20 protein-coding genes and 2 pseudogenes are annotated in these 26,156 nt (G+C 72.5%); 13 read left to right on the top strand and 9 right to left on the bottom strand.

What is annotated here, in order from left to right:
- Positions 1-2: 2 nt before the first annotated feature.
- The 3 genes from GCE86_RS22605 to GCE86_RS22615 all read right to left on the bottom strand — a co-directional run bounded on the left by GCE86_RS22605 (position 3) and on the right by GCE86_RS22615 (position 1,544).
- On the bottom strand, positions 3-257 hold the full coding sequence (locus GCE86_RS22605) for a Smr/MutS family protein (protein ID WP_091262953.1): 255 nt from the start codon (positions 255-257) through the stop codon (positions 3-5).
- Positions 258-316: 59 nt separating this feature from the next.
- Positions 317-682 (bottom strand): tetratricopeptide repeat protein, encoded by a 366-nt coding sequence (locus GCE86_RS22610; protein WP_091262954.1) that lies wholly within the window; start codon positions 680-682, stop codon positions 317-319.
- A gap of 91 nt (positions 683-773) precedes the next feature.
- Positions 774-1,544 carry an ROK family protein gene (locus tag GCE86_RS22615; RefSeq protein ID WP_154228788.1) on the bottom strand — a complete coding sequence of 257 codons (771 nt, stop codon included), beginning with the start codon at positions 1,542-1,544 and terminating at the stop codon, positions 774-776.
- 79 nt (positions 1,545-1,623) lie between these two features.
- On the opposite strand from GCE86_RS22615, the pseudogene GCE86_RS22620 reads away from it, so the two are divergent.
- The 3 genes and pseudogenes from GCE86_RS22620 (at position 1,624) to GCE86_RS22630 (ending at position 4,502) form a co-directional block, all read left to right on the top strand.
- Positions 1,624-3,260: pseudogene (locus tag GCE86_RS22620) on the top strand (ABC-F family ATP-binding cassette domain-containing protein).
- A 38-nt stretch (positions 3,261-3,298) separates the two neighbouring features.
- A pseudogene (locus GCE86_RS22625) lies at positions 3,299-3,544 on the top strand (hypothetical protein); the annotation flags it as partial.
- 232 nt (positions 3,545-3,776) lie between these two features.
- A complete protein-coding gene (locus GCE86_RS22630; RefSeq protein ID WP_154228789.1) occupies positions 3,777-4,502 on the top strand; it encodes a methyltransferase domain-containing protein in 726 nt (241 codons plus the stop codon).
- A 136-nt stretch (positions 4,503-4,638) separates the two neighbouring features.
- Here the strand turns inward: GCE86_RS22630 and GCE86_RS22635 are convergent, their stop codons facing one another.
- Positions 4,639-5,640, bottom strand: coding sequence for a LacI family DNA-binding transcriptional regulator (locus GCE86_RS22635; protein ID WP_154228790.1), 1,002 nt, complete (start codon positions 5,638-5,640; stop codon positions 4,639-4,641).
- Between the two features lie 150 nt (positions 5,641-5,790).
- On the opposite strand from GCE86_RS22635, the gene arfA reads away from it, so the two are divergent.
- From arfA to GCE86_RS22660, 5 genes are read left to right on the top strand one after another with little or no spacing between them, the layout of a single operon-like run.
- Positions 5,791-7,302 carry an arabinosylfuranosidase ArfA gene (gene arfA, locus GCE86_RS22640; RefSeq protein ID WP_154228791.1) on the top strand — a complete coding sequence of 504 codons (1,512 nt, stop codon included), beginning with the start codon at positions 5,791-5,793 and terminating at the stop codon, positions 7,300-7,302.
- 37 nt (positions 7,303-7,339) lie between these two features.
- Entirely contained in the window at positions 7,340-8,671 is a 1,332-nt protein-coding gene (locus GCE86_RS22645; RefSeq protein WP_154228792.1) for an ABC transporter substrate-binding protein, read from the top strand.
- Positions 8,672-8,677: 6 nt separating this feature from the next.
- A complete protein-coding gene (locus tag GCE86_RS22650; RefSeq protein ID WP_154228793.1) occupies positions 8,678-9,640 on the top strand; it encodes a carbohydrate ABC transporter permease in 963 nt (320 codons plus the stop codon).
- Positions 9,641-9,650: 10 nt separating this feature from the next.
- Positions 9,651-10,475 (top strand): carbohydrate ABC transporter permease, encoded by an 825-nt coding sequence (locus GCE86_RS22655; protein WP_154228794.1) that lies wholly within the window; start codon positions 9,651-9,653, stop codon positions 10,473-10,475.
- Positions 10,472-11,485 (top strand): glycoside hydrolase family 43 protein, encoded by a 1,014-nt coding sequence (locus GCE86_RS22660; RefSeq protein WP_154228795.1) that lies wholly within the window; start codon positions 10,472-10,474, stop codon positions 11,483-11,485. Before GCE86_RS22655 ends, GCE86_RS22660 begins: the two co-directional genes overlap by 4 nt.
- On the opposite strand, the gene GCE86_RS22665 is transcribed toward GCE86_RS22660, so the two are convergent.
- Positions 11,486-12,976 (bottom strand): amino acid permease, encoded by a 1,491-nt coding sequence (locus GCE86_RS22665; protein ID WP_154228796.1) that lies wholly within the window; start codon positions 12,974-12,976, stop codon positions 11,486-11,488.
- A 304-nt stretch (positions 12,977-13,280) separates the two neighbouring features.
- On the opposite strand from GCE86_RS22665, the gene GCE86_RS22670 reads away from it, so the two are divergent.
- Entirely contained in the window at positions 13,281-14,939 is a 1,659-nt protein-coding gene (locus GCE86_RS22670) for a glycoside hydrolase family 10-like protein (RefSeq protein ID WP_154228797.1), read from the top strand.
- A 52-nt stretch (positions 14,940-14,991) separates the two neighbouring features.
- Here GCE86_RS22670 and GCE86_RS22675 read toward each other — a convergent pair whose 3' ends face one another.
- Together GCE86_RS22675 and GCE86_RS22680 are read right to left on the bottom strand one after the other, a co-directional pair.
- Positions 14,992-15,678, bottom strand: coding sequence for a class I SAM-dependent methyltransferase (locus tag GCE86_RS22675; RefSeq protein WP_204342950.1), 687 nt, complete (start codon positions 15,676-15,678; stop codon positions 14,992-14,994).
- A 164-nt stretch (positions 15,679-15,842) separates the two neighbouring features.
- On the bottom strand, positions 15,843-16,490 hold the full coding sequence (locus GCE86_RS22680; protein WP_154228798.1) for a PadR family transcriptional regulator: 648 nt from the start codon (positions 16,488-16,490) through the stop codon (positions 15,843-15,845).
- Positions 16,491-16,665: 175 nt separating this feature from the next.
- Here GCE86_RS22680 and GCE86_RS22685 point away from each other — a divergent pair, with 175 nt between their 5' ends.
- On the top strand, positions 16,666-17,205 hold the full coding sequence (locus GCE86_RS22685; protein WP_154228799.1) for a phospholipase: 540 nt from the start codon (positions 16,666-16,668) through the stop codon (positions 17,203-17,205).
- Between the two features lie 67 nt (positions 17,206-17,272).
- On the opposite strand, the gene GCE86_RS22690 is transcribed toward GCE86_RS22685, so the two are convergent.
- Positions 17,273-20,071 carry an ATP-binding protein gene (locus GCE86_RS22690; protein WP_154228800.1) on the bottom strand — a complete coding sequence of 933 codons (2,799 nt, stop codon included), beginning with the start codon at positions 20,069-20,071 and terminating at the stop codon, positions 17,273-17,275.
- A gap of 156 nt (positions 20,072-20,227) precedes the next feature.
- A complete protein-coding gene (locus GCE86_RS22695; protein ID WP_154228801.1) occupies positions 20,228-20,449 on the bottom strand; it encodes an FmdB family zinc ribbon protein in 222 nt (73 codons plus the stop codon).
- A 56-nt stretch (positions 20,450-20,505) separates the two neighbouring features.
- On the opposite strand from GCE86_RS22695, the gene GCE86_RS22700 reads away from it, so the two are divergent.
- The 3 genes from GCE86_RS22700 to GCE86_RS22710 all read left to right on the top strand — a co-directional run bounded on the left by GCE86_RS22700 (position 20,506) and on the right by GCE86_RS22710 (position 26,134).
- Positions 20,506-21,678, top strand: a complete 1,173-nt coding sequence (locus tag GCE86_RS22700; protein WP_154228802.1) for a lytic transglycosylase domain-containing protein — start codon at positions 20,506-20,508, stop codon at positions 21,676-21,678.
- Between the two features lie 72 nt (positions 21,679-21,750).
- The gene (locus GCE86_RS22705) at positions 21,751-22,767 is read left to right on the top strand and encodes a GNAT family N-acetyltransferase (RefSeq protein WP_154230629.1); all 1,017 of its coding nucleotides are present in this window, start codon (positions 21,751-21,753) and stop codon (positions 22,765-22,767) included.
- A gap of 94 nt (positions 22,768-22,861) precedes the next feature.
- Positions 22,862-26,134, top strand: a complete 3,273-nt coding sequence (locus GCE86_RS22710) for a lamin tail domain-containing protein (RefSeq protein ID WP_154228803.1) — start codon at positions 22,862-22,864, stop codon at positions 26,132-26,134.
- Positions 26,135-26,156: the final 22 nt, after the last annotated feature.

Below are 26,156 nucleotides of genomic sequence, written 5' to 3' on the forward strand. Positions count from 1 at the left end.
GCTCACTTCCAGCGGAAGTGGACGAAGAGGCGGCCGAAGTTCTTCGAGTCCTTCTCGACGCGGTGGTAGAGCTGCTTCACGTCCTTCTGGTCGAGGAAGCGCAGCACCTTCTTCTTCAGCTGGCCGGAGCCCTTCCCCGGGATGATCTCCACCATGCTGGCCTTCTTCGCCACGGCCTCGTTCATGATGTCCCGCAGGGCACGGTCGATCTCGTAGCCCTTGTTGTAGATCTCGTGGAGATCGAGCTTGAGCTTCACCGGACCATCCTAGGTACGCCGAAGGGCAGCCCCGCAGGGCTGCCCTTCGCAGTCCACCGTCAGCGGCCGCCGACCTTGCCCTCCACCCGGCGCAGCGCCGCGGTGTAGTCGGCGTTGGTCGAGTACATGGCCGCGGCGATCCGCAGGTGCCGCAGCGCGTCGGCGGGGCGGTTCATCCGCTCCAGCGTCCGGCCGAGCACGTGGTGCGCGTAGTGGTCGCTCGGGTCCCGGTCGACCAGCTCGCGCAGCTGCTCCTCGGCCCGGTTGAGCTGGGCCGACTGGAAGTACGCGCGGGCCAGCAGCTGCCGCACCGAGGAGTTGCCGGGCTCGGCCTCGACGATCGGTTCGAGCAGCCGGGCCGCTCCGGTCGGGTCACCCGCTTCGAAGAACATGGTCGCCCGCCGGTACTCCGCCAGAAGATCCACTCGACCCACCTCCTCGTGTCGCGCCAGCCCTTTCTCCGACGCTGGCACAACACCAGCCGTACCGCGAGTGTTCCTTCGGGGAGGATCGCGCTCAGGAGGTCGGGTCGTACCGGTCCCCGACCAGCTCCCAGGCCCGGACGCCACCGACGATTCCGGCCGTGTTGGGGACGACCACGACATCGTCGCCCATCCGGGCCAGCTGGTCGGGCCGGATGAGGCGGGAGTTGCCGCCGCCCAGGTAGAGCCGGTCCCAGCGGAAGACCGGCCGCAGGCCGTCGACCACCTGCCGGATCCGCCTCGACCAGAACGCGTCGCCGAGGCGCCGCCGTTCCGGCTCCCCGACGTACGTGTCGTAGGTGGTGTTCCACCGCACCGGGGCGTGCGACAGCTCCAGGTGCGGGGCGAGCACCCCGCCGTCGAAGAGCGCGCTGCCGAGCCCGGTGCCGAGGGTCAGCACCAGTTCGCAGCCGGTCCCGGCGACCACGCCCGCGCCGTGGACCTCGGCGTCGTTGAGCACCAGCGCCGGGATGCCGAACGCGTCGGCCAGGGCGCTGCGCGCGTCGTACCCGGACCACTCGGCGACCAGGTCCGGGTCGACGCGGCTGCGCGGGCCGGAGCGGGTCACGTAGTGCGGCGTGGCCACGACCACGCCGTGCCGGATCATGCCGGGCATCCCGACGGTGAGCCGGTCCGCCGGGGGCAGCCGTCCGCCGAGGTCCAGCAGCGTCTTGACGAAGAGTGCGGGCGGCAGGGGGTACGGGGTGGGGACCCGCAGCGGCCGGGCCCGCATGGTCCCCGCCGCGTCCAGCACGGAGGCCTTGATCCCGCCGCCCCCGCAGTCGATCGCCAGAGTGGTCTCCACGGCTGTGAGTCTCCCTCACGGCGGCCCGGCGCCGAGCGCGGGTCGATCGATTCCGCGCGCCGGTAGGCTCGATCTCCTCATGAGTGCCACGTTGATCGCCAAGGACCTCACCGCCGGGCACGGCGACCGCCTCCTCTTCACCGACCTGGACCTGGTGGTCGCCCCGGGCGACGTGGTCGGGCTCGTCGGGGTGAACGGCGCCGGCAAGTCCACGCTGCTGCGTACCCTCGCCGGGCTCCAGCCGCTGGAGCAGGGTTCGGTGGCGTTGAACCCGCCGACCGCCACCGTCGGCTACCTGCCGCAGGAGCCGGAGCGCCGGCCGGGCGAGACGGTCCGCGGCTTCCTGGCCCGGCGCACCGGCGTGACGGCGGCGCAGGCGGCGCTGGACACCGCCACCGAGGCGCTGACCGCCGGGACGCCGGGCGCGGACGACGCGTACGCCACGGCGCTGGAGCGCTGGCTGGACCTGGGCGGGGCGGACCTGGACGAGCGGGCCGAGCAGGTCGCCGCCGAACTGGGGCTCCACGTCGACCTGGACCACCCCATGACGGGCCTCTCCGGCGGCCAGGCGGCCCGGGCCGGGCTGGCCTCGCTGCTGCTGAGCCGGTACGACGTCTTCCTGCTCGACGAGCCCACCAACGACCTGGACCTGGCCGGCCTGGACCGGCTGGAACGCTTCGTCACCGGGCTGCGGGCCGGCACGGTGCTGGTCAGCCACGACCGGGAGTTCCTCACCCGCACGGTCACCCGCGTGGTGGAGCTGGACCTGCACCAGGGCCAGGTCAACCACTTCGGCGGCGGCTACGCGGCCTACCTGGAGGAGCGCGAGGTGGCCCGCCGGCACGCCCGCGAGGAGTACGAGGAGTACGCCGGCACCCGCGCCCAGCTGGAGGCGCGGGCGCGGACGCAGCGGTCGTGGATGGAGAAGGGCGTGAAGAACGCCCGCCGCAAGCCACCGACAACGACAAGATCGGCCGCAAGTTCCGCTCCGAGGCCAGCGAGAAGCAGGCCGCCAAGGCCCGGCAGACCGAGCGGTTGATCGAGCGGCTGGAGGTGGTCGAGGAGCCGCGCAAGGAGTGGGAGCTGCGGATGGAGATCGCCGCCGCGCCCCGCGCCGGCGCCGTCGTGGCCGCGCTCCGGGGCGCCGTGGTACGCCGCGGCGACTTCACCCTCGGCCCGGTGGACCTCCAGATCGACTGGGCCGACCGGGTGGCGATCACCGGGGCGAACGGCTCCGGCAAGAGCACGCTGCTGGCGGCGCTGCTCGGCCGGCTGCCGCTCGACGAGGGCCATGCCGCGCTCGGTCCGGGCGTGGTGGTGGGCGAGGTGGACCAGGCCCGGGGGCTGTTCCTCGGCGACCAGCCCCTGCTGGACGCGTTCGGCGCGGCCGTACCCGAGCTGAGCCCGGCGGACGTGCGGACGCTGCTGGCCAAGTTCGGCCTCCGGGCCGACCACGTGCTGCGGCCGGCGGCGACCCTCTCCCCCGGGGAGCGCACCCGGGCCGCGCTGGCCCTGCTGCAGGGGCGCGGGGTGAACCTGCTGGTGCTCGACGAGCCGACCAACCACCTGGACCTGCCGGCGATCGAGCAGCTCGAAGGGGCCCTGGCCGGCTACCCGGGGACCCTGCTGCTGGTGACCCACGACCGCCGGATGCTGGACGCCGTGAGCGTCAACCGGCGGCTGCGCGTGGCGGACGGACGGATCGCCGAGGATTGATCCGTGCCGACCCGGTCGCGCGGGGTGAGAATGACGCCATGCTCAAGTGGGAGTACGCGCTGCTGGTCCGCCGCCGCCAGGCCGCCACCACCGACATCGGGTGGGAGGTCGTCTTCATCTGGTACGGCCCGGACGGCTCCATGATCGACGTCACGCCGTACGGCGACACCGCGTTGGCCCACCTGAACCGGGCCGGCGACCAGGGGTGGGAACTGGTCGCGATGAGCGAGGACCCGTCCCTGCCCGGCAACAACGAGTTGCACCGCTACCACCTGAAACGGCCGAAGGCGGCCGCACCCCAGCCGCGCCAGCGGATGCGCGGCTCCCGCACCGCCCGCCGCACCATCGCCGGCTGATCCTTGATCCACTCCAGCTCGCCGATGTAGGGCCATCGACGGGTGCCGGATGCCGCCAGCTCGGCGAGGTGGAGTGGATCAACCGCCCCCGCGCGGCTTCCCGGGCAGGTCAGGCATATCGGGCGGGGATGCGGGTATCGCGCCGCCCGGAGGTGGGCGCATGGTCGCGATCGGGCAATCCGCACTCTCGGGCGAGCGGCTGCGGGAGGTCGACGGCTTCCTCGCCGAGGCGTGGGCCGATCAGGCCCGGCACGACGAGCGGCTGCGCGGGCTGACCGTGGACGTGCGCTTCGACCGGGGCGTGGCCCACCTCGACGGCGCGGTCGCCGACCCGGCCGAGCTGCGGCTGGTCCGGGACCTGGTGGGCCGGCTCGCCGGGGTGCTCGGCGTCTGGTGCCGGGTGGGCGTCGCCGGCCGGGCGCCGGTGGTCGTGGACCTCGGCTGCGGGGCGACCAAGCAGTGGCCGGGCAACCTGGGGCTCGACATCTACCCGGCGCCCGGGGTGGACGCGGTGGCGGATCTGTCCGGCTCGCTGCCGCTGGCCGACGACTCGGTGGACGTGTTGTTCGCGGTGCACATCCTGGAGCACCTCATCGACTTCCTGCCGCTGCTCGACGAGTGCCACCGGGTGCTGCGCCCGGGCGGCGTGCTGCACGTGATGAGCCCGTGGTGGCGGCACGTGAACGCGGTGGCCGACCCCACCCACGTGCGCCTGCTGGACGTGCAGACCTTCAAGGGCATTTGCGGTCAGCGCCCGCCCGGCACCCCGCGCTGGTATCCGCTGCACGTGGGCTGCGACGGCGCCTCGATCTTCGCCGACCTGACGCCCCTCCCACCCGACGCCCCACAACCGTCGAGCTCCCACCTGGCCCGCTTCTTCGACTGACCCTCACTGGTCGCACCGTCGATCATGAGGTTGGCGGCACTCCAGGAGATCAACTTCGCCGTTGACCTCATGATCGACCGCCGAGGGCGACCGGGCGGCGCGGAGGGGGGCGGGGGCGCGCCGAAGGCGCGGCCGGTTACGGGGCGGATTCGCGGAGGGCCAGGCGGTGGGGGGCGACCAGTTCCCGGGGTGGGGTTTCCGGGTCGGCCGTCAGGCGGTTGGCCAGGAGTTCGACGGCCAGGCGGGCGATGCGTTCCTTGTCCGGGGCGACCGTGCTCAGGGTGGGGATGGAGAAGCGGCCGTCCTCGATGTCGTCGAAGCCGGCCACCGCAACGTCGTCGGGCACCCGCAGGCCGGCCTCGTGCAGGGCCCGCAGCGCACCGAGGGCAAGGGTGTCGTTGAAGCAGAAGACGGCGTCGGGGCGTACCCCGGTGGAGAGCAGGTGCCGCACGGCGGCCGCGCCGTCCGCGCGGTGCCAGGCCGGCGCGGGCGCCACCAGGCGGTCGTCGTAGGCGATGCCGGCGTCGGCCAGCGCGGCGGCGTAGCCGGCCAGGCGGAGCCGGGCGCTGGCGCCCTCGGGCGTGCGCTGCGAGCCGATCGCGGCGATCCGGCGGCGGCCGAGCCCGATCAGGTGGGCGGTGATCTCCCGGGCGGCGGCCACGTTGTCGACCACGACGTGGTCGGCGGGGCCGTGGTCGACCCGCTCGCCGAGCAGCACCATGGGCATGCCGTCGAGGCCGGCGAGGTCGTCGGCGGTGAGCGCGAGCGGGCTGAAGATCAGGCCGTCGATCATGTGGTCGGCGATCCCGCTGGCCGCCTTTCGTTCCTGCTCCGGGCCGCCGCCGGTCTGGTCGATGAGCACCGTCCAGCCGTGCTCGGCGGCGGCGGTCACCACGTGCCGGGCCAGCTCGGCGAAGTAGGGGATGTCCAGCTCCGGCACGGCCAGGGCGATCACCCCGGTGCGCCCCTTGCGCAGGTTGCGGGCCGAGAGGTTGGGGCGGTAGTTGAGCTCGGCGATGGCCGCCTCGACCCGGGCGCGCGTGTCGGCGCGGACGTGCTGGTAGCCGTTGACCACGTTGGAGACGGTCTTCACCGACACGCCGGCTCGTTCCGCGACGTCCTTGAGCCTGTGCCGCACTGAACTTCCTCCCGGGTGACTGCTGGGCCGCACTCTACTCCGTCACGACGACGTAACGGCCCCTTTACAGCGTTGCTTACAACGTTGTACAAACCAGGGACACCGGTGACCGAGGTCACCCGGAACAGCACCGAGGAAAGGGTGGCACCCGTGCGGAACGCGCAGCTCACGATCGACCCGACCTTCACCATCGGAGCGGCCGACCGTCGCCTCTTCGGTTCGTTCGTCGAGCACATGGGTCGCTGCGTCTACGGCGGCGTCTACGAGCCCGGCCACCCGAGCGCCGACGCGCACGGCTTCCGGCGCGACGTGCTGGACCTGACCCGCGAGCTGGGCGTCTCGGTGGTCCGCTACCCGGGCGGCAACTTCGTCTCCGGCTACCGCTGGGAGGACGGCGTGGGCCCGGTCGGCGACCGTCCCCGCCGGCTCGACCTGGCCTGGAAGACCATCGAGACCAATGCGTTCGGCCTGAACGAGTTCATGACCTGGGCGGCCGAGGCCGGCGTCGAGCCCATGATGGCGGTCAACCTCGGCACCCGGGGCGTCCAGGAGGCCTGCGACCTGCTGGAGTACGCGAACCACCCGGGCGGCACCCAGCTGTCCGACCTGCGCCGCAAGCACGGGGCCGAGGAGCCGTACGGGGTACGGCTCTGGTGCCTCGGCAACGAGCTGGACGGGCCGTGGCAGGTGGGCCACAAGACGGCCGACGAGTACGGCCGGCTGGCCGCCGAGACCGCCCGCGCCATGAAGTTGATCGACCCCTCGATCAGCCTGGTCGCCTGCGGCAGCTCCAACCGGGGGATGCCGACCTTCGCCTCCTGGGAGGCGACCGTGCTGGAGCACACCTACGAACACGTCGACTACATCTCGGCCCACACCTACTACGACCCGTCCGACGGCGACCGGGCCAGCATCCTGGCCTCGGCGGTGGACATGGACAACTTCATCAGCGAGGTGGTCGCCACCGCCGACCACGTGGCCGCCAAGCAGCGGCACAGGCGCAAGCTGAAGATCTCCTTCGACGAGTGGAACGTCTGGTACCAGTCCCGCCTCCAGGCCGACCTGGACCGGCGCGGCTGGGTCGAGGCACCGGCCCTCATCGAGGACGACTACAACGCCGTCGACGCGGTGGTCGTCGGCGACCTGCTGATCACCCTGCTCCGGCACGCCGACCGGGTCGGGGTCGCCTGCCAGGCGCAGCTCGCCAACGTGATCGCGCCGATCCGCACCCGGAACGGCGGGCCGGCCTGGCGGCAGAGCATCTTCCACCCGTTCGCCCTGACCGCCCGGCACGCGCGGGGCACGGTGCTGCGCACCGAGCCGGTCGGCCCGACGTACGAGACGAAGCGGTACGGCGAGGTGCCGGTCCTGGACACCGTCGCCGTGCACGACGAGGAGACCGGTGAGCTGGCCGTCTTCGCCGTCAACCGGGGTCCGAACGACCTCCCCCTCGACCTGGACCTGCGCGGGCTGCCCGGCCTGCGCGCCGTCGGACACACCACCCTCGCGGCCGGCACCGACCCGGCCGCCACGAACACCGAGGCGGAGCCCGACCGGGTGACGCCCCGGGAGGTCACCACCCCCACCCTCGACGGCGGCCGGTGCTCCGTGGCACTGCCCGCCTGCTCCTGGAACCTGCTGCGCTTCGCGCCTCAGCCGTGACCAGGCAATACTGCATCCCGTCCCCCAAGGAGTAAGCATGATCCAGAACGAGATGAGCCGGCGCCGGCTGCTCGGCCTCGGCGTCGGGCTCGGCGCGGCGGCCACGCTGACCCTGGCCGGCTGCGGCGGCGGCAGCAGCACGAAGGGCTCCACCGCGGCCGGCAACGGCGGCAAGGACTACACCGGCCCGAAGGTCGACCTGAAGCTCTGGAACGGATTCACCGGCGGCGACGGCGACATCTTCAAGAAGCTGGTCGAGCAGTTCAACAGCGAGCACCAGAACATCGCTGTCAGCGTCATCACTTACGAGTGGCAGGACTACTACAGCAAGCTGCCCGGTGCGGTCACCAGCGGCAACGGCCCGGACATCGCCGTCATGCACATGGACCAGCTCGCCACCTTCGCGGCCCGCGGCGTGATCACCGAACTGGACGACGTGGCCAAGGCCCTGGAGCTGAGCGAGGGCGACTTCGCCCCGACGGTGTGGAAGGGCGGCATCTACCACGACAAGCGGTACGGCATCCCGCTGGACATGCACCCGATGGGCTTCTACTACAACAAGGCCGTCATGCAGAAGGGCGGCCTGGACCCGAACAAGCCGCCGACGACCAAGGACGAGTTCACGGCGGCGCTGACCGAGCTGAAGAAGGCCGGCGTGCAGGGCTTCTGGGTCAGCCCGTTCCAGTTCACCGGCGGCATGACCTTCTACAGCCTGCTGCACCAGTGGGGCGGGACGCTGTTCGACGCCGACGTGGCGAAGGCGACCTTCAACTCGGACCCGGCCGTCGAGGCGTGCACCTGGCTGGTCGACCTGATCAAGCAGGGCTTCTCCCCCGCCAACGTCGGCCAGGACGCCGACTACCTGGCGCTCAAGAGCGGCAAGAACGCCTTCAACTTCAACGGCATCTGGCAGATCAACGACCTGAAGAAGAGCCCCTCGGTGCAGTGGGGCGTCGCCCCGTTGCCGCAGATCGGCAGCCAGAAGGCCACCTGGGCCAACTCGCACAACTTCACGATCGTCAAGCAGCGCAGCGCCGACAACAACAAGGTCTCCGGGGCGAAGGTCTTCATCAACTGGCTCAGCCAGCACTCGCTCGACTGGGCCAAGGGTGGCCAGATCCCGGCCCGCAAGGAGGTCCGGGAGGGCGCCGAGTTCAAGGCCCTGCCGGAGATCAGCGCGCTCGCCCCGGAGCTGGAGTACGCCGCCTTCCCGCCGGCCGCGCCGGGCCTCGGTGAGGTCATGACCACCTTCTACAACGCCTTCAACGAGGCGGCGCTCGGCAAGAAGTCGCCGAAGCAGGCGCTGGACGACGGGGTGAACAAGGCGAACAAGCAGCTCGAGGACAACCGCAAGAAGTACGGGAACTGATCCGCCGTGGCGGATGTGATCGAGGTCGGGGCGGCGCGTGGTGACGCGCCGCCCCCGGCGGGCCGCAACCGCCGCCGGGGCGCGACGCAGCGGGGGCACCGGGCGACGCCGTACCTCTTCCTCGCGCCGTATCTGGTTCTCTTCCTGGTCTTCGGGCTGGCGCCGATCGTGTTCGGCGTCTGGATCAGCCTGCACCAGTGGGATCTCCAGCTGCCGAACCGGCCGTTCATCGGGCTGGAGAACTACCGCGACCTGTTCTCCAGTGACTCGGCCGACTACGCGGACTGGTGGTCCAGCGTCCGGGCGACCGCGATCTTCACCGTGCTGTCGGTGCCGCTGCTCGTGGTCGTCCCGCTGGGCCTGGCCCTGCTGCTGAACGAGAAGTTCCCCGGCCGGACGTTCTTCCGGGCCGCCTTCTTCGCCCCGTACGTGCTCGGCGTCGCGGTCATCGGCCTGCTCTGGCGCTTCCTGCTGGACGCGAACCTCGGCCTGGTCAACCGGCTGCTCGGCGCGTTCGGGCTGCCCGCGGACACCCCCTGGGTGACCGACGTGCCGTGGGCCTGGGTCTCGCTCGTCGGCGTGACGGTCTGGTGGACCTGCGGCTTCAATGCGGTGATCTACCTGGCCGGCCTCCAGGACATCCCGGCCGAGCTGTACGAGGCGGCGAAGGTCGACGGCGCGAGCGCCTGGGACCGGTTCCGCCACGTGACCCTGCCCGGGCTGCGCCCGGTGCTGCTCTTCGTGCTCACCACGACGATCCTCGCCTCGGCGAACGTCTTCGGGCAGTCCTTCCTCATCACGCAGGGCGCGCCGGGCGAGCAGACCCGGACCGTGGTCTGGCGGATCGTCGACGAGGGTCTGCGCAACTACGACGTCGGTCAGGCGTCCGCGATGAGCGTGCTCTTCGCGCTGCTGCTGGCGGTCGTCAGCATCGTCAACTTCCGGCTGTTCCGGTACCGGGAAGACTGAGGGGGCGACCATGACGAACGTGCGTCGGGTGGCGCGCTACACCGCGCTGGTCCTGATCACCGCGGTCTTCGTGACCCCGCTGGTCTGGATGGCCCTGACCTCGCTGAAGACGTACGACGACGCGCAGCAGGACCCGCCGAGCTGGCTGCCGAGCCCGTTCTCCACCTACGGCTACGACCAGATCCTCGGCAACACCGCGAACCCGGTGCTGCGCTGGTTCCTCAACAGCATGCTGGCCGCCAGCCTGCACACGCTGCTGGTGCTGGTGACCGCGTCGATGGCCGCGTACGCACTGGCCCGGCTGCGGTTCCAGGGCCGGAAGGTGAGCTTCGCGCTGATCGTGGGGACGCTGTTCCTGCCGCCCACCTCGCTGATCATCCCGAACTTCGTGATCGCCGATCAGCTGGGCTGGATCGACACCCTGACGGTGATCGTCGTGCCGGGCGCGGCGAGCGCGTTCGGGGTCTTCTTCCTGCGCCAGTTCTTCCTCTCCATCCCGGCCGAGCTGGAGGAGGCGGCGGTGCTGGACGGGGCGAACCACTGGCAGGTCTTCTTCCAGGTGCTGCTGCCGCTGTCGAAGCCGGCGCTGGCCACCCTGGCGGTGCTGTCGTTCCTCACCAACTGGAACGACTTCCTGTGGCCGGTCTACGTGCTGTTCAGCCCGGAGCGGCTGACCCTGCCGGCCGGCCTGGGCCTGCTCCAGGGCGCCTACGTGACCGACTACCCGGTGATCATGGCGGGTGCGGTGCTGGCCAGCGTGCCGGTGCTGATTCTCTTCGTGCTCGCCCAGCGGCACATCATCCAGGGCGTGTCGCGCAGCGGCCTGAAGGGATGACCGACCGGCGGATGTGGCGACGCGGCGCGGCGGCCCTGGCCGCCGCGCTGCTCGTCGGCGGTTGCGGCAGTGGAGAAACCCCGTCGAGTACGCCGGAGGGCGCACCCGTGTACACCAACCCGGTCATCCGGACCGACGCACCCGACCCGCAGGCGATCCGGGTCGGCGACACCTGGTACCTGTTCCACACCAACTCCGGCGGCCGGAACGTCCCGGTGCTCACCTCGCCCGACCTGGTCGGATGGACCGAGGCCGGTGACGCCCTGCCGGAGCTGCCGGCGTGGGCCGACGCCGGGAAGACCTGGGCGCCGGAGGTCATCCAGCTCGCCCCGGACCGGTTCGCGCTCTACTACACCGTGGCCGACCGTGACTCCGGCCGGCAGTGCCTCGGCCGGGCGGTGGCGAGCACCCCGCTCGGGCCGTACCGGGACGACGCGGAGGGGCCGCTGGTCTGCCAGGCGGAGCTGGGCGGCTCGATCGACGCCAGCCCGTACCGGGACACCGACGGGAGCCTCTGGCTGCTCTGGAAGAACGACGGCAACGCCATCGGGGTGGACACCTGGCTCTGGTCGCAGCGCCTCTCGCCCGACGGGCTCCGGCTGGTCGGCACGCCGACGAAGCTGCTCAAGCAGACCGAGCCGTGGGAGGGGACGCTGATCGAGGGGCCGTTCTTCCACCGGCACGACGGGAAGCTGCTGCTCTTCTTCGCCGCCAACGCCTACGACCGCGACACCTACGCCGAGGGCTACGCGGTCTGCGAGAGCCCCACCGGGCCGTGCGTGAAGGCCGCGGAGAACCCGCTCCTGAAGTCGAACGCGGTCGCCTCCGGCCCGGGCCACGCGTCGATGGTGGAGAAGGACGGCCGCACCTGGCTGCTGTACCACGCCTGGCGGCCCGGCCAGGAGGGCAGCACCGACCCGGGCCGCCAGGTCTGGCTCGACGAGGTGGTCTGGACCGACGGCCGGCCGGTGGTGAAGGGCCCGACGGCGGAGCCCCAGCCGCGCCCCTGATCAGCGCAGGGCGGGCGAGGGCTCGGCCGCCGCCTCGCGGCGCGCCAGGCGGTTCTTCCGGTAGCCGTAGCCGAAGTAGATGAGCGCGCCGAGCAGCATCCAGGCGAGGAACCGGATCCAGGTCTCCACCGACAGGTTCAGCATCAGGTAGAGGCAGGCCAGCGCGGACACGATCGGCAGCACCGGCGAGAACGGCACCTTGAACGGGCGCTCCAGTTCCGGGCGCCGCCGACGCAGGATCGGCACCGCGATCGAGACCAGCACGAACGCGCAGAGCGCGCCGATGCTGACCAGGTCGGCCAGCGCGGAGAGCGGCAGGAATCCGGCCAGCAGCGCGACGCCGATCGTCATGATCGCCGAGATCCGGTACGGGGTGCCCCAGCGCGGGTGGACCTTGGCGATCGAGGGCGGGATGAGCCCGTCCCGGCCGATGGCGAAGCCGATCCGGCCCATGGCCACCAGGTCGACCAGGATCACGCTGGTGAGGCCGGCGATGGCGGCGATGGAGACCAGGACGGCGGCCCAGTTGGCGCCGACCGCCTCGAAGGCGGACGCGATCGGGGCACCCTCGTCGATGTCGGTGTAGCGCACCATGCCGACCAGGACCAGCGAGACGCCGATGTACAGCACCGTGGAGATGCCCAGCGTGCCGAGCAGGCCCAGCGGCAGGTCGCGGCGGGGCTTGCGGGTCTCCTCGCCGAGGTTCGCCACGGCCTCGAAGCCGGTGTACGCGAAGAACACCACGGCGGCGGCGGTCAGCACCCCGGCGAAGCCGAAGACGGACGGCTCCAGCCCGAAGAGGGCCTGGGTGACCGGCTGCCGGATGCCGTCCTCGCCGCCCCCGGCCGGCTCGGTGGCCGGGATGAACGGGCTCAGGTTGGCCGCCTTCACGAAGAACAGCCCGGCCACCACGATGAAGACGCAGATGGCGACCTTCACGAGGACCAGCAGGTTGGTCACCCGGGCGGACTCGCGGATGCCGACGATGCCGATGACGCCGAGGATCAGCACGATGGCGATCGCGCCGAGGTTGACCACGCTGCCCTCCTCGGCGAACCAGGCGCTGGGCAGGTCGAAGAGTTCGGCGAGGTAACCGGACCAGCCGCGGGCCACCACGGCCGAGCCGAGCGCGAACTCCAGCAGCAGGTCCCAGCCGATGATCCAGGCGACGATCTCGCCCATGGTCGCGTACGCGTAGGTGTAGGCGCTGCCCGCGGTCGGCACGCTGGACGCGAGTTCCGCGTAGCAGAGCGCGGCGAGCAGCGCGACCGCGCCGGCGATCGCGAACGAGATCACCACGCCCGGGCCGGCGTGGTTCTTCGCCTCGATACCGGTCAGCGTGAAGATGCCGGTGCCGATCACGATGCCGATGCCGAAGCCCATGAGGTCGATCGCGCCGAGGCGGCGACGCAGCCCGGGCCGTCCGTCCTCGCCGTCGGCCTCACCCTGGGCGAGCACGTCCCGGATCGGTTTCGTCCGCAGGACGGACATGACCACCTCCCACCGTGCGACCACCACGGTGGCGGTCCGTGACCGGGCAAGCTACCCAGGCCTTCTCGCCACTAATCCGGTACGGGACGTGTCGGACAGGTCACGGATCGGACTATGACCCGGCTCACCCTCGGACGTTCGGCCCCACCTGCGCATCGATCCGTCCGCAGGTCTTGCGCCCTGTCCGGATTGATGAAAGTTTTCTACCGGGGACAGTTACTGTGCGGCGAATCTTGCCGGATGCGCCGCCCGTCCGCCGCCACCCGACACGCACCCGTGAGCCCCAACGAAGGGACCGCACCGCATGAAGGCAACTCGGCTCGGAGCCGCCGGGCTGGCCGTGGCGCTGCTCGGCGCGCTCGTCGCCGGCACCCCCGCGAGCGCCGCGGAGAGCAACACGGCGACCGACTCCACCGCGACCACCTGCGTCACCGACCCGGCCGTCCCGAAGCGGCAGTTCCGGGCCATGTGGATCGCCTCGGTGACGAACATCGACTGGCCCAGCAAGGGGTCCTGGACCGCCCCGGATCAGGTCGCCAAGCAGAAGGCCGAATACCTGGCCTGGCTCGACCTGGCCCAGAAGCTCAACCACAACGCCGTCGTGGTCCAGGTCCGCCCGACCGCCGACGCGTTCTGGCCCTCGGAGGTCGAACCCTGGTCGGAGTACCTGACCGGGGTGCGCGGCCAGAACCCGGGCTGGGACCCGCTGGCCTTCCTCGTCGAGGAGTCGCACAAGCGCAACCTGGAGTTCCACGCCTGGATGAACCCGTACCGGGTCTCCATGCCGGCCCCCGGCGGCGCAGGCGCCGACATCTCGAAGCTCGCCCCGAACCACCCGGTGCGCCAGCACCCGGACTGGGTGTTCGCCTACCCGCCGGCCGGTGTCGCCGGCAGCCGGCTCTACTACAACCCCGGCATCCCCGAGGTCCGCGAGTTCGTGCAGACCGCGATGATGGACGCGGTCAAGAAGTACGACATCGACGGCGTGCACTTCGACGACTACTTCTACCCGTACCCGAGCGGCACCTACCAGTACCCGGACGACGCCACGTTCGCCCAGTACAACCGGGGGTTCACGGACAAGGCCGACTGGCGGCGGGACAACATCAACCTGCTGATCCAGGAGATGAACGCCAAGATCAAGGCGGAGAAGCCGTGGGTGAAGTTCGGGGTCAGCCCGTTCGGCATCTGGCGCAACAAGTCGGCCGACCCGAACGGCTCGGACACCACCGGCTCGCAGTCGTACGACATCATCTCCGCCGACACCCGCAAGTGGGTCAAGGAGGAGTGGATCGACTACATCGTGCCGCAGCTCTACTGGTACATCGGCCAGTACCCGGCCGCCGACTACGCCCGGCTCGTGCCGTGGTGGGCGGAGACCGTGCGGGGCACCAACGTCCAGCTCTACATCGGGCAGGCCGACTACAAGAGCGGTGACCCGGTGTACGGCTCGTTCTGGATGAACCCGCAGGAGCTGTCGAACCACCTGACGCTCAACCGGTCGTACCCGGAGGTGCTCGGCAACGTGCACTTCTCCGCGGTGCAGGTGCGGGCGAACCGGCTCGGCGCCACCGACATCTACGCCGCCGAGCACTACTCCCGGCCGGCGCTGGTGCCGACCATGTCGCAGCTGCCGTCCAAGCCGCTGCTCATGCCGGTCATCACCCGCGCCGAGCGGCAGGACGACGGGGTTCGGCTGAGCTGGCGGCAGCCGGCCGACGGAAAGGGTCCGTTCGGCGAGGCCACCTCGTACGCGATCTACCGGTTCGACGGGGCCGGCCTGGCCGGCCGCTGCGACTTCGCCGACGCGTCCCACCTGGTCGCCACCGTCCGCGGCACGGACGGCGACGTGCAGTCCTGGGTGGACACCACCGCGACGGCCGGCGCGCACACCTACTACGTGACCGCGCTGGACCGGCTCTGGAACGAGGGCCCGGTGAGCCCGCCGCGCTTCGTGCACTGACCCGCACGACAAGGGACGCCCGGGGCCTCGCGCCCCGGGCGTCCCGCCGTGTTCAGGCGGCCTTGTGCAACCGCACCTCCAGCCCGATCAGCCCGTCCCGGTCCACCTCGGCGCCACCGAAGGCGCTCTGCGCGGCGAGCCGGGCGAAGGCGTCGCCGGTGATCGCCCGCCGCCGCAGCATCCGCAGCGCCGAGCGGGTCCAGAAGGCGTCGAGCCCGCCCAGCCCCATCCGGGCCACCTCCCGCTCGATGTCCGCCGGCGCGATGTCGGCGCGCAGGTCGTGGATCACCGCCCGGCCGCCCGGCCGCAGCACCCGGTGCAGCTCGTCCAGCGCCCGGACCGGGCGGACGAAGTTCTTGAACGCCGCCTGGCAGACGACCAGGTCGAACGAGTCCGCCGGGAACGGCAACTCGTGCACGTCGCCCTGGCGGAAGGTCGCCTCGACCCCGGCCCGCCGGGCCGCCTCCCCCGCCAGCTCGACGAACGTCCGGCTGACGTCCAGCCCGGTGATCCGGTACGCCCCCAGCCGGGCCAGCTCGATCGCCAGGTAGCCCGGGCCGGGCGCCACCTCCAGCACGGCCGCCCCGGCCGGCAGCCCCTCGGCCAGCCGGGCGGCCTGCCGCCGGTACTCGGCCAGTTGCGGCGCGGAGCCGCGGTTCCGGGCGTACCAGCGGGCGGTCCGCCCCTCCATCTCGGGCAGCAGCTTGCGCTTCGGCGCGTGCAGGTCCTTCGTGCTCATCTCTTCCTCCGGTCTCGGGTCGTGCGGGCACGAACCGACCCCGGGGACGGGAGCCCGGTTATCGTTGCGGTTGCCACCTTGCGGCCGGGTTGCCGTTCCCGCGGTATCGGTTCGCAGGTCAGGGCCCCGGCGGTGGTGTTCCCGCACCCCGCCGGGGTCCGCTCTCAGTGCGGCTCGGTCCCCCTCTCCGCCAGGTCCGCCCACTCCGGCGGCACCGCGCCGGTCTCGTGCCAGGCCCGCCACTCGGCCAGGCCCGGCAGCGCCCCGGTGGTCAGCTCGTCGAGCAGGCCGCGCACCCAGGTCGCCTCGGCCTCCCGGACAGCCAGGTCGTATTCGGCTTCGATGAGGAAGATCCGGGGCACCTCGCGGGCGTGCCCGGCCAGCGCCGCCCGCTGCGCGGCGAGCTGGTCCTCCAGCCGGTCGAGGCGCTGCCGCAGCAGGTCGAGCGCCTCGTCGGGCGCGAGGACGCCGAGCACCGAGAGGCCCGCCTCGAACCGGGGTTGCTCCCGCTCCGGGACAGCGACCAGCTCGCGCGTCCAGTCGACCAGCTCCGCGCGCCCGGCCTCGGTGATCCGGTAGACGGTGCGCTCCGGGCGCCGCCCCTGCCGGCCACTCTCCACCGTCGCGACGAGGCCGTGCCGCTCCAGGTTCGCCACCACCGTGTAGAGCGAGCCCCACTTGATCGGCATGTCCTGGTCCTTGCCGCGGGCGCGCAGCACGGCAGCGATCTCGTAGGGGTGGCGGGGCCGCTCGACCAGGGCCGAGAGCACGGCGAGGGCCATGAGGTTCCCGACCCGGCGTCGCTTCGCCACCGCCGCCTCCTCGCCTCCGATTACTCGTAGACGAGTATACGGCCGCCGGCCGCCCTGGCAAGGCATTCGTCTGTTTCGACGCCTGTCATCAACACGTCGCCCGGCGCATCGCCTCCGGCTCCCCCGTCGATCGAAAATCGTCGACATATGGCCCCACACTCCCGGGGAGGTAACCGTGTCCCGACGTCTCACCACCCTGCTCGCCGCCGGCACGATCGCCCTGCTCACCGCCGTCGGCGTGGCCACCCCCGCCGCCGCCGCGGTGAGCACCGAACAGAAGCTCGCCGTGCTCTCCAGCTGGACCCAGACCAGTGCCAGCAGCTACAGCGCCTGGAACTCCGCCCGCGTGAACCGGGCACCCTGGACCGAGTACGGCTTCGACTGGTCGACCGACTACTGCTCGTCCAGCCCGGACAACCCGCTCGGCTTCAACTTCAGCCTCTCCTGCTACCGGCACGACTTCGGCTACCGCAACCACAAGGCCATGGGCATCTTCCCGGCCAACAAGTCCCGCCTGGACAGCGCGTTCTACGCCGACCTGAAGCGGGTCTGCGCCACCTACAACACCGTCGTACGACCCGCCTGCTACAGCCTCGCCTGGACCTACTACCAGGCGGTCAGCGTCTTCGGCTCGGTCGCCGCCGTGCAACAGGCCGACCTGGACCGCGCCGCCCGCATGAAGGCCCAGGCCGAACGCACGGCCGCCCGCCACTGACCCGCCGCAGTAGTTGATCAAGGGGTTCGCGTCGGAATCCGGCTCTCCGGCGACGCGAACCTCTTGGTCAACTCGCCGTGGAGCGGCGCGGTGCTGGTGCCGTGAAGCGGGGGGAACCGGGGGCCTTCAGGTCGGGGTGGCTCAGGTTCAGGGCCAGGGCGGCCGCCTCCTCCAGGCGGAGGGCCACGCCGGTGGCGTAGGCGGCGTCGAACGCGGCATCGCCGAGAGCCTGGCGCAGCTCCGCCTGGCGGGCCAGCCAGTAGGGGCCGTAGATGCCCGGGGTGGCGCGCAGGCTCGCCCGCGTCGCCTGGGCGGCGCCGAAGAGCCGGACCGCCGTCACCGGCTCGCCGTCCAGGGCGCAGCGCACCGCGATGGCGTTCAACGTGTCGCACGCCCGGCCCAGATAGCCGTGGCTCATCCGGGAACGGAGCGCCACCAGCAGGTGCTCGTGCGCGGCCACCAGGTCGCCCCGCGCCAGCGCCACCAGACCGAGCAGCATGTCCACCGAGCGCCGGCCCCGCTCGACCGGGCGGGCCGCCTCCACCGGGCGGGCCGCGCCGAGCACCTCGGCCGCCTCGTCCAGCGCGCCCCGGCGCCACAGCAACTCGGCGAGGTTGTAGACGGCGAGCAGCGCGTCGGAGACCACCTCCTGGGCGTACGCCCAGTCGATGACCTCCCGGCAGACCCGTTCCGCCTCGACGAACTGTCCCATGTCGACCAGCGGTGCGGCCCGGCCCGCCAGCACGCGGGCGAGCAACCCCAGGTCGCCGGCCTGCCGGGCGGCCGCCTCGGCCCGCTGCGAATAGCGCAGCTCCTCGGCGAACTCGCCGTCCGCACCGGCGTGCAGCGAGTGCATGTGGTACGCCGCCGCCAGTTCCGCCTCCGGGATCGGCTCCCCGGTCTCGGCGATCCGCCCGTAGAGCCGGAACAGCCAGAGCCGCCCCTCCCGGGCCAGCCCGCGCTCCCGCCACCACTGGTCCAGGCCGCCGGCCAGCCGCAGCCCCGACCGGGCGCTGCCACCGGTGGCGCACCAGCGCAACGCGGCCCGCAGCTCCCCGGCGAGCGGGTCGAGCGCGTACAGGGAGAGGGTCACCGGGCGGCCGTCCGGGCCCAGGTGGGCGCGCTCCAGGGCGTGCCGGGACCAGGCGACGTGCCGGTCCCGGGCGGACTGCTCCTCGCCCGCCTCGATGAGCCGCCGGGCCGCGTACGCCCGGATCGGGTCCAGCATCCGGTAGGTGCTGCCCGAGGCGTGCGGCTCGGCCAGCACCATCGACTTGTCCACGAGCACCGACAGCGGATCGAGCGGGTCGTCGTCGAGCAGCCACTGCACGGTCGGCAGGTCCACCGGGCCGGCGAAGACGGCCAGCCAGCGCAGCAGCCGGGCCGAGCGCGCCCCCAGCGTCCGGTACGACCAGGTGACCGTGGCCTGCATGGTCAGGTGCCGCTCGTTCGCCGACCGCTGCACGGCCCGGCTGGCCGGCGTGGCCGGAGCGGCCCCGGTGGCGGCGGCCACGAGGTCGACCGTGTCCTGCTGGTTGCCGGTCCAGCCGGCCTCCACGGCGGGCGGCTCCAGCTCCTCCCGCCCGGCGTCCAGCGTGCCCAGCATGTCGTCGAGGCGCTCGGCGAGCTGCCCGGCCGACAGCACCCGCAGCCGCGCGGCGGCCAGCTCGATGGCGAGCGGCAACCCGTCCAGCCGGCGGACCACCCGGCGCAGGTCGGCCTGCTCGGCCGGCTCCGGAGCCCGGCCGCCCCGAGCCGCCGTGGTGCGGTCCAGCAGCAGGGCCACCGCGTCGCTCGCCCCGCCGCCGGGGCCCGGGTCCACCGACAGCGGCGGGATCCGCCACACCACCTCGCCGGGCACGCCGAACGACTCGCGGCTGGTGGCCAGCACGCGCACGCCCCGGCCCCCGGACAGCAGCCGGGAGATCACCTCGGCCGAGGCAGCCGGCTGGGCGTCGCAGGTGTCCAGCACGATGAGCATCCGCCGGGCCGCCGCGTACTCGACCAGGGTGTCCACCATGGGCCGGCCCGGCTCCGGGCGCAGCCCGAGCACGGCGGCGATCTCGAACGCGACCAGCCCGGGGTCGGTGACGGCCGCGACGTCGACGAACCACACCCCGTCCGGGTACGCCTCGACCACCCCGGAAGCCAGCTCCACGGCCAGCCGGGTCTTGCCGGCCCCGCCCGCGCCCAGCACGGTCACCAGCCGGTACGTCTCGACCAGCCGCCGCAGCTCGGCCCGCTCGGCCTCCCGGCCCACGAACGAGGTGACCTGGGTGGGCAGGTTGTGCGCCACCGCGTCGGCGGTGCGCGGCCGAGGGAAGCACCGCTCCAGGCCCGGCGCGACGAGCTGGAACAGCCGTTCCCGGTCGTCGAAGCCGCGCAGCCGGTGCAGCCCGAGGTCCAACAGGGACGCTCCGTCGGGCAGCGGGTCGGCGTGCCGGGCGGTCGCCGCCGAGCAGAGCACCTGTCCACCGTGGGCGGCGGCGGCCACCCGGGCGGCCCGGTGCACCTCGGGGCTGGCGTACTCGCCGTCGCGGGGCTCGGCGTAGCCGGTGTGCAGCCCCATCCGCACCCGCGGCGCGGCCTCGGCGGTGGGCCAGTCGTGGCCGGCCAGCGCGCGTTGCGCGGTGAGGCAGGCGTGCATGGCGGCGGCCGCGTCCGGGAAGGCGAGGAAGAAGGAGTCGCCCTCGGTCAACAGCTCCGCCCCGTCGGTGCCGGCCAGCGTGTGGCGCAGCAACCGGCGGTGTTCCCGCAGCACCGGGCGGTAGCCCGGACCGAGCAGCTGGGCCAGTCGCGTGGAGCCCTCGATGTCGGTGAAGACGAAGGTCACCCATCCGCTCGGGAGGTGGATCCGTGGCGACATGCGTGGAACCTCCGCCCCGTGACGTCGGCTTCATGCTGCCCTATGGTCACGCGGTCACGCATCGTGAGAACGGCCGGGCAGATTCCGACTCAAGGTGCCAAAGGATCACACGGGCGGCAAGCCGGATCGACCGGCGGGCCGAGGGCGGGTGGGCGGTCAGCAGCCGCAGGCGCCGCCGCAGCAACCGCCGCCAGCCGGGGCGGGCGCCCCGCCGACCGCACCGGACCCGCCCCGCCCCGTGACGGCCACGGTGGAAAGCAGCTTCACGGTGTCGGCGTGTCCCTGGGGACAGGTGGCCGGCTGACCGGCCTCGGCCATCGGACGGTTGACCTCGAAGGTGTCGCCGCAGGCGCGGCAGCGGAAGTCGTAGCGGGGCATGCGACAAGCGTACGGCCGGACCTGACGCCCCGGCAGTCATGGGTGATACTCGACGGGTGGTGGACGGCGAGCAGCGATCGACAACTCGACCCCTGCGACCGGCCGCGCCGCCCGACGGCGGCGCCGGCCCCGTCCCCCGCCCGCGCCGCGACACGGCGACCGGCCCGGCCGCCGACCCGAAGGCCGGACCGGCCGACGCGACGGCGGAGCCGGCCGATCCCAAGCCGGGCGACGCGACGGCGGAGCCAGCCGGTGCGGAGGCCGGCCGGCGGCGGCGGGTGCCGTTCGCGCACGCGGTGCGGATGCCACCACGGCAGCTCGCCGCCGGCGCGGCCCGGGCCACCCGCGCCTGGTCGCGCCGTCCCAGCGGGCGCACCGCCCTGCCGGGGCTCTTCCTGCTCGCCCTGATCGCGGCCACGGCCGCGGCCGGCGCGCTGCTGGTGCCCGCGGCGGTCCGCAAGCCGCAGCCGGTGGCCGTCGACGCCACCACGAACGCCCCGGTCCAGGGCGTACCCCAGGCCGGTGTGGTGCCGGGTGCGACCGGCGGGCCGGTGGATCCCGGCGCGACCGGGCTGCCGGGCACCGTCGGTCCGACCGGCACGGCCACGCCCGGCGGCACGCCGACCGGCCCCGCCGCCAGCCCGGGGGTCCCCGGGCGACCGGCCGACGCGCTGGCCGGCTGGGCGCAGAAGGTCAGCGCGACCACCCGCATCCCGACGGTGGCCCTGCAGGCGTACGGCTACGCCGAGCTGGTGCTCGCCCAGACCAACCGAAGCTGCCAGCTGAGCTGGACGACGCTGGCGGCGATCGGCTACGTCGAGTCCCGCCACGGGTCGTACAACGGCGCCGTCCTGCGGCCCGACGGCGTCGCCGCGCCGGAGATCCTCGGCGCCCCGCTGGACGGGCAGGGCGGCCGGTCCCGGATCCTCGACACCGACCGGGGGCAGCTCGACCACGACCCGGTCTACGACAAGGCGCTCGGCCCGATGCAGTTCATCCCGAGCACCTGGCAGGAGATCGGCGCGGACGCCGACAACGACGGCGTCAAGAACCCGCACGACATCGACGACGCCGCGCTGGCCGCGGGCCGCTACCTGTGCCAGGGCGGCCGGAACATGACGATCGCGGGCGACTGGTGGGGCGCCATCCTCTCCTACAACGATGTACGCCGTTACGCACAGGACGTCTTCGACAAGGCCGACGAATACGGACGGCTGAGCGGCACGTGACGTGACCGGTTGCCTACATTCGCGGACTTGACCCTTCCCCCGGGCTGCCGTTGACGGCAAGCTATACGGGTGATGGTGCGCGAGTGGGACCCTCGGACCGCGTCGTCCGCCGAGATCGCGTCGCTGCTGGACACGCTGAACGCGGTGCTGGCGGCCGACCTGCCGCAGGATCCGCCCTGGCGGGAGAGCTCCCTGCGGGAATACCTCTCCGAGGTCATGCCGGGTGAGCGCCGGATCTCCTGGGTCGCCCAGGCCGATCCGGCACCGGACGGCACGCCGGGCCCGATCCTCGGCCACGTGAACGTGCTGCTGCTCGGCGGCATCGGCGTGCTGGAGGTGCTGGTGCACCCGTCGGTCCGGCGCGGGCGGCTCGGCCGCGAGCTGGTCCGGGTGGCCGCCCGCCGGGTCTGGGACGAGGGCTTCCAGTCGATCGGTGTGGAGGTGGTGGGCGACACCCCGGCCGTGGCGTTCTACGAGGCGCTCGGCTTCACCAGGGAATACGTCGAGACCCGCAGCGTGCTCGACCTGGGCGCCATGGAGTGGCCGGTGCTGGCCGAGATGGCCACCGAGGTGGGCGCCGGCTACCACGTCGAGTTCTGCCCCGGCGGGCCGCCGGACGACCTCATCGAGGCGTACGCGCGGGCCAAGGCCGAGGTGCGCGACGTGGACGACGGCGAGCTGCGGCCCAGCTCCTACGACCCCCAGCGGCTGCGGGACAGCCTCGACACGCTGCACCGGCGGGGCATGAAGCCCTACATCGTGCTGGCCCTGCACGAGCAGACCGGTGAGGTGGCCGGGCTGACCGAGGTGGTGGTGCCGGCACAGCACCCGACCCGGGCCGACCAGTACGACACCATCGTGGTCCGCGACCACCGGGGCTACGGCATCGACCGGGCCATCAAGGCCCGGATGCTGCTGGAGCTGCGCTCGGCCGAGCCGGAGCTGGCCGAGGTGCAGACCTGGAACGCGCAGGCCAACGAGGCGATGCTGAAGGTCAACGCGGAGCTGGGCTACCGCCCCGACCGGGACTGGTGCGAATACAGCGTGGACGTGGCCGAGCTGGTGCACCGGCTCGACAGCCAGCGCTGACGGATATTCATCAAACGGCTGCCCGGGGGATGGACGGCGGACCGTAACGCCGCTTAACGTGCGTTAGTTCCTGTCCACCCATCGTGGAGGCTCCATGCGCACGCGCCGCACCTTCGCCGCGCTCGCGACCACCGCCGCCGTCTCCGTCACGGCGATCGGGGTCGCACCCCCCGCGGCCAGCGCCGCGCCCACCGACCTGTTCATCTCCGAGTACGTCGAGGGCTCGTCCAACAACAAGGCCGTCGAGCTCTACAACGGCACCGGCGCGCCGATCGACCTGGCCGCCGCCGGCTACCAGCTCCAACTCTTCTTCAACGGCGCCACCACGTCGACGAACGTGCCGCTGACCGGCACGGTCGCCGCCGGCGACGCCTTCGTCTTCGCCGCCTCGGCGGCCGCGCCCGCGATCCTCGCCCAGGCCGACCAGACCTACAGCGGCTCGCTCTACAACGGCGACGACGCCATCGTGCTGCGCAAGGGCACCACGGTGGTCGACTCGATCGGCCAGGTCGGCGTCGACCCGGGCACCGAGTGGGGCACCGGGCTCACGAGCACGGCCGACAACACGCTGCGCCGGCTGCCCTCGGTGAGCGCCGGTGACACCGACCCGACGAACGCCTTCGACCCGGCCGTGCAGTGGGAGGGCTTCGCCACCGACACCTTCGACGGGCTGGGCAGCCACCGCATCGACGACGGCGGCCCGGTCGACCAGGCGCCGACGCTGACCTGCGGCGGCGCGCTGACCCTCGAGGCGGGCGCCACGGCCACCCGCGTGGTCACCGCCACCGACGCCGACGACACCGTCACCGACCTCGCGGTCACCGCGGTCACCCCGACGCCGGCGAGCGGCTCGATCAGCCGTACCGCGTTCACGCCGGCCACCGCGGCCGGCGGCACGGCCACCGCCACACTGACCGCCACGGGCCTCCCGGCCGGCGCCTACTCCGTCACGGTCACCTCGACCGACGCCGAGGGCGGCACCGCGACCTGCACGCTGACCGTGCAGGCCACCGCCGTGCTCTCGGTGGGCGAGGTGCAGGGCCGCACCGGTGACGACGAGGACGGCCGCACCGACCGGTCGCCGTTGGCCCCGGCCAGCGGCAACGGCACCAGCTCGATGCTCTACGACGTGCGCGGCGTGATCACTCAGAAGTCGCTGACCCGCACCTCGGCCGGCGCCGACCAGTGGGGCTTCTACCTGCAGAGCCGCACCGGCACCGAGGACGGCGACCCGCTCACCTCGGACGGCATCTTCGTCTTCATGGGCTCGTTCACCACGCTGATCGGCGGCTACGCCCCGACCGTCGGTGACGAGGTCGTGCTGCGCGGCCGAGTGTCCGAGTACTTCAACCAGACCCAGCTCTCCAGCGCCTCCCTGGTGCGCAAGCTCGACTCCGGGCTCGACGTGGACACCGCCGTCCGGGTGGACGACGCGCGGCCGCCGGCCGACGCTGCCGCCGCCGGGCTGTTCTGGGAGCGGCACGAGGGTGAGCGGATGCGCGTCCGTTCCGGCAGCGGGGTGTCCGCCCCGCGGCACATCTTCGCGTCCAGCCTGGACTCCGAGGTCTACGTGCTCGACCGCGAGGACCCGATCATGAAGCGTTCCGACCCGTACGCCCGCCGGGTGTTCCGGGACGCGCACCCGCTGGACGACATCCCGGGCACGCTCTTCGACAACGGCAACTACCAGCGGATCCTGCTGGGTGCGGGTGGCGTGAAGGCGACCGCCGGGGACTCGACCGCGCTGCTGCCCGAGGCCCGCACCTTCGACACGCTGACCGAGGACGCCTACGGCGCCATCTCGTACGCGTTCAGCAAGTACAGCGTGCAGCCCGAGCAGCTCACGCTGACCGGCGGCGCGGACCCGGCGGAGAACAACCCGCCGCGGCCGGCCGACCGGAGCAGCGAGGTCGCGGTCGCCACTTACAACGTGGAGAACCTGTACGACTACCGGGACGACCCGTTCGACGGCTGCGACTTCACCGGCAACTCGGGCTGCCCGGGCGTGAGCCCGCCGTTCGACTACGTGCCGGCCAGCGAGGCGGCGTACACCGAGAAGCTGGGCGTGCAGGCGCGGCAGATCACCGGTGCCCTGCACAGCCCGGACCTGGTGCTCGTGCAGGAGGCCGAGGACCAGGACATCTGCACGGTGGCCGACGGCAAGCTGGTCTGCGGCGACACGAACAACGCCGACGGCGCGCCGGACACCGTCCAGGAGCTGGCGCTGGCCATCGCGGCCGCCGGTGGCCCCGCCTACGCGGCGGCGTACGACCGGACCGGCGCGGACGCCCGGGGCATCGCCTCGGCGTTCCTCTACCGCACCGACCGGCTGACGCTGGCCGAGGCGACCGCCGCCGACCCGCTGCTGGGCTCGGCGCCGACCGTGCAGTACCGCTCGGCGGCCCTGCCGTCGAACGCGGACGTGCAGAACCCGAAGGGGTTCAACGCCGTGCTGCCGGCCGACGTGGACCGCTCGACCGGGGTGGACGGCAGCAACGTCTACACCCGGGCCGTCCAGCTGGCCAAGTTCACCGTGGCGGCGGCGCCCGGCTCGACCGAGCACTTCACGCTCTGGGCGGCCACCAACCACTTCTCGTCCGGGCCGGACAGCCGGGTCGGGCAGCGGCGTGAGCAGGCCGCGTACGGAGCGGCGCTGGTGCAGGCCGTCGAGGCGGCCGACCCGAACGCACGGGTGATCTACGGCGGCGACCTCAACGTCTTCCCGCGGCCGGACGACCCGATCGCCACTGCGGCGAACCCGACGCCGTCGGACCAGCTCGCCCCGCTCTACGAGGCCGGCCTGCACAACCTCTGGGACGACCTGGTGGCGGACGTGCCGGCGGCGGCGTACTCGTACACCTACGACGGGCAGGCGCAGACGCTGGACAACCTCTTCGTCAACGACCCGCTGCACGAGGACCTGGTGCAGGTACGCACGGCGCACATCAACGCCGACTACCCCACCGACGCCGAGGGCCTGGGTGACCGGGGTGCCAGCGACCACGACCCGCAGGTGGCCCGGTTCCGTTCCCGCGCGTCGCTGAGCGTCTCCGACGCCGCGGTGGCCGAGGGCGACAAGGGCGACAGCACCATGACGTTCACGGTGACCGTCTCCCGCCCGCTCTCGGAGCCGGCCCTGCTCTGCGCCACCACCTACGGCACCACGGCGCAGGCCGGGTCGGACTACGACCCGTACGTGGGCTGCAAGACCCTGGCCGCCGGGCAGACCTCGCTGACCTTCCCGGTGACCGTGCGCGGTGACCGGAAGCGTGAGGCGGACGAGCAGCTCAAGCTGTACGTGGCGGGTGTGCCGGGCCTCCGGCTCGCCGACGTGAGCGGCATCGGCACCATCCGCAACGACGACTGACCGCGGCACCGCGAAGCGGCCC

The sequence above is a fragment of the Micromonospora terminaliae genome, assembly GCF_009671205.1.
Classification (GTDB): Bacteria; Actinomycetota; Actinomycetes; order Mycobacteriales; family Micromonosporaceae; genus Micromonospora; species Micromonospora terminaliae.

What these genes read in the sequence shown, in the direction of transcription:
- GCE86_RS22645 (WP_154228792.1), top strand. Translation starts at nt 7,340, where the DNA reads ATGATCCAGAACGAGATGAGCCGGCGCCGGCTGCTCGGCCTCGGCGTC.
- GCE86_RS22690 (WP_154228800.1), bottom strand. Translation starts at nt 20,071, where the DNA reads ATGTCGCCACGGATCCACCTCCCGAGCGGATGGGTGACCTTCGTCTTC.
- GCE86_RS22670 (WP_154228797.1), top strand. Translation starts at nt 13,281, where the DNA reads ATGAAGGCAACTCGGCTCGGAGCCGCCGGGCTGGCCGTGGCGCTGCTC.
- GCE86_RS22705 (WP_154230629.1), top strand. Translation starts at nt 21,751, where the DNA reads ATGGTGCGCGAGTGGGACCCTCGGACCGCGTCGTCCGCCGAGATCGCG.
- GCE86_RS22710 (WP_154228803.1), top strand. Translation starts at nt 22,862, where the DNA reads ATGCGCACGCGCCGCACCTTCGCCGCGCTCGCGACCACCGCCGCCGTC.
- GCE86_RS22630 (WP_154228789.1), top strand. Translation starts at nt 3,777, where the DNA reads ATGGTCGCGATCGGGCAATCCGCACTCTCGGGCGAGCGGCTGCGGGAG.
- GCE86_RS22675 (WP_204342950.1), bottom strand. Translation starts at nt 15,678, where the DNA reads ATGAGCACGAAGGACCTGCACGCGCCGAAGCGCAAGCTGCTGCCCGAG.
- GCE86_RS22655 (WP_154228794.1), top strand. Translation starts at nt 9,651, where the DNA reads ATGACGAACGTGCGTCGGGTGGCGCGCTACACCGCGCTGGTCCTGATC.
- GCE86_RS22695 (WP_154228801.1), bottom strand. Translation starts at nt 20,449, where the DNA reads ATGCCCCGCTACGACTTCCGCTGCCGCGCCTGCGGCGACACCTTCGAG.
- GCE86_RS22660 (WP_154228795.1), top strand. Translation starts at nt 10,472, where the DNA reads ATGACCGACCGGCGGATGTGGCGACGCGGCGCGGCGGCCCTGGCCGCC.
- GCE86_RS22665 (WP_154228796.1), bottom strand. Translation starts at nt 12,976, where the DNA reads ATGTCCGTCCTGCGGACGAAACCGATCCGGGACGTGCTCGCCCAGGGT.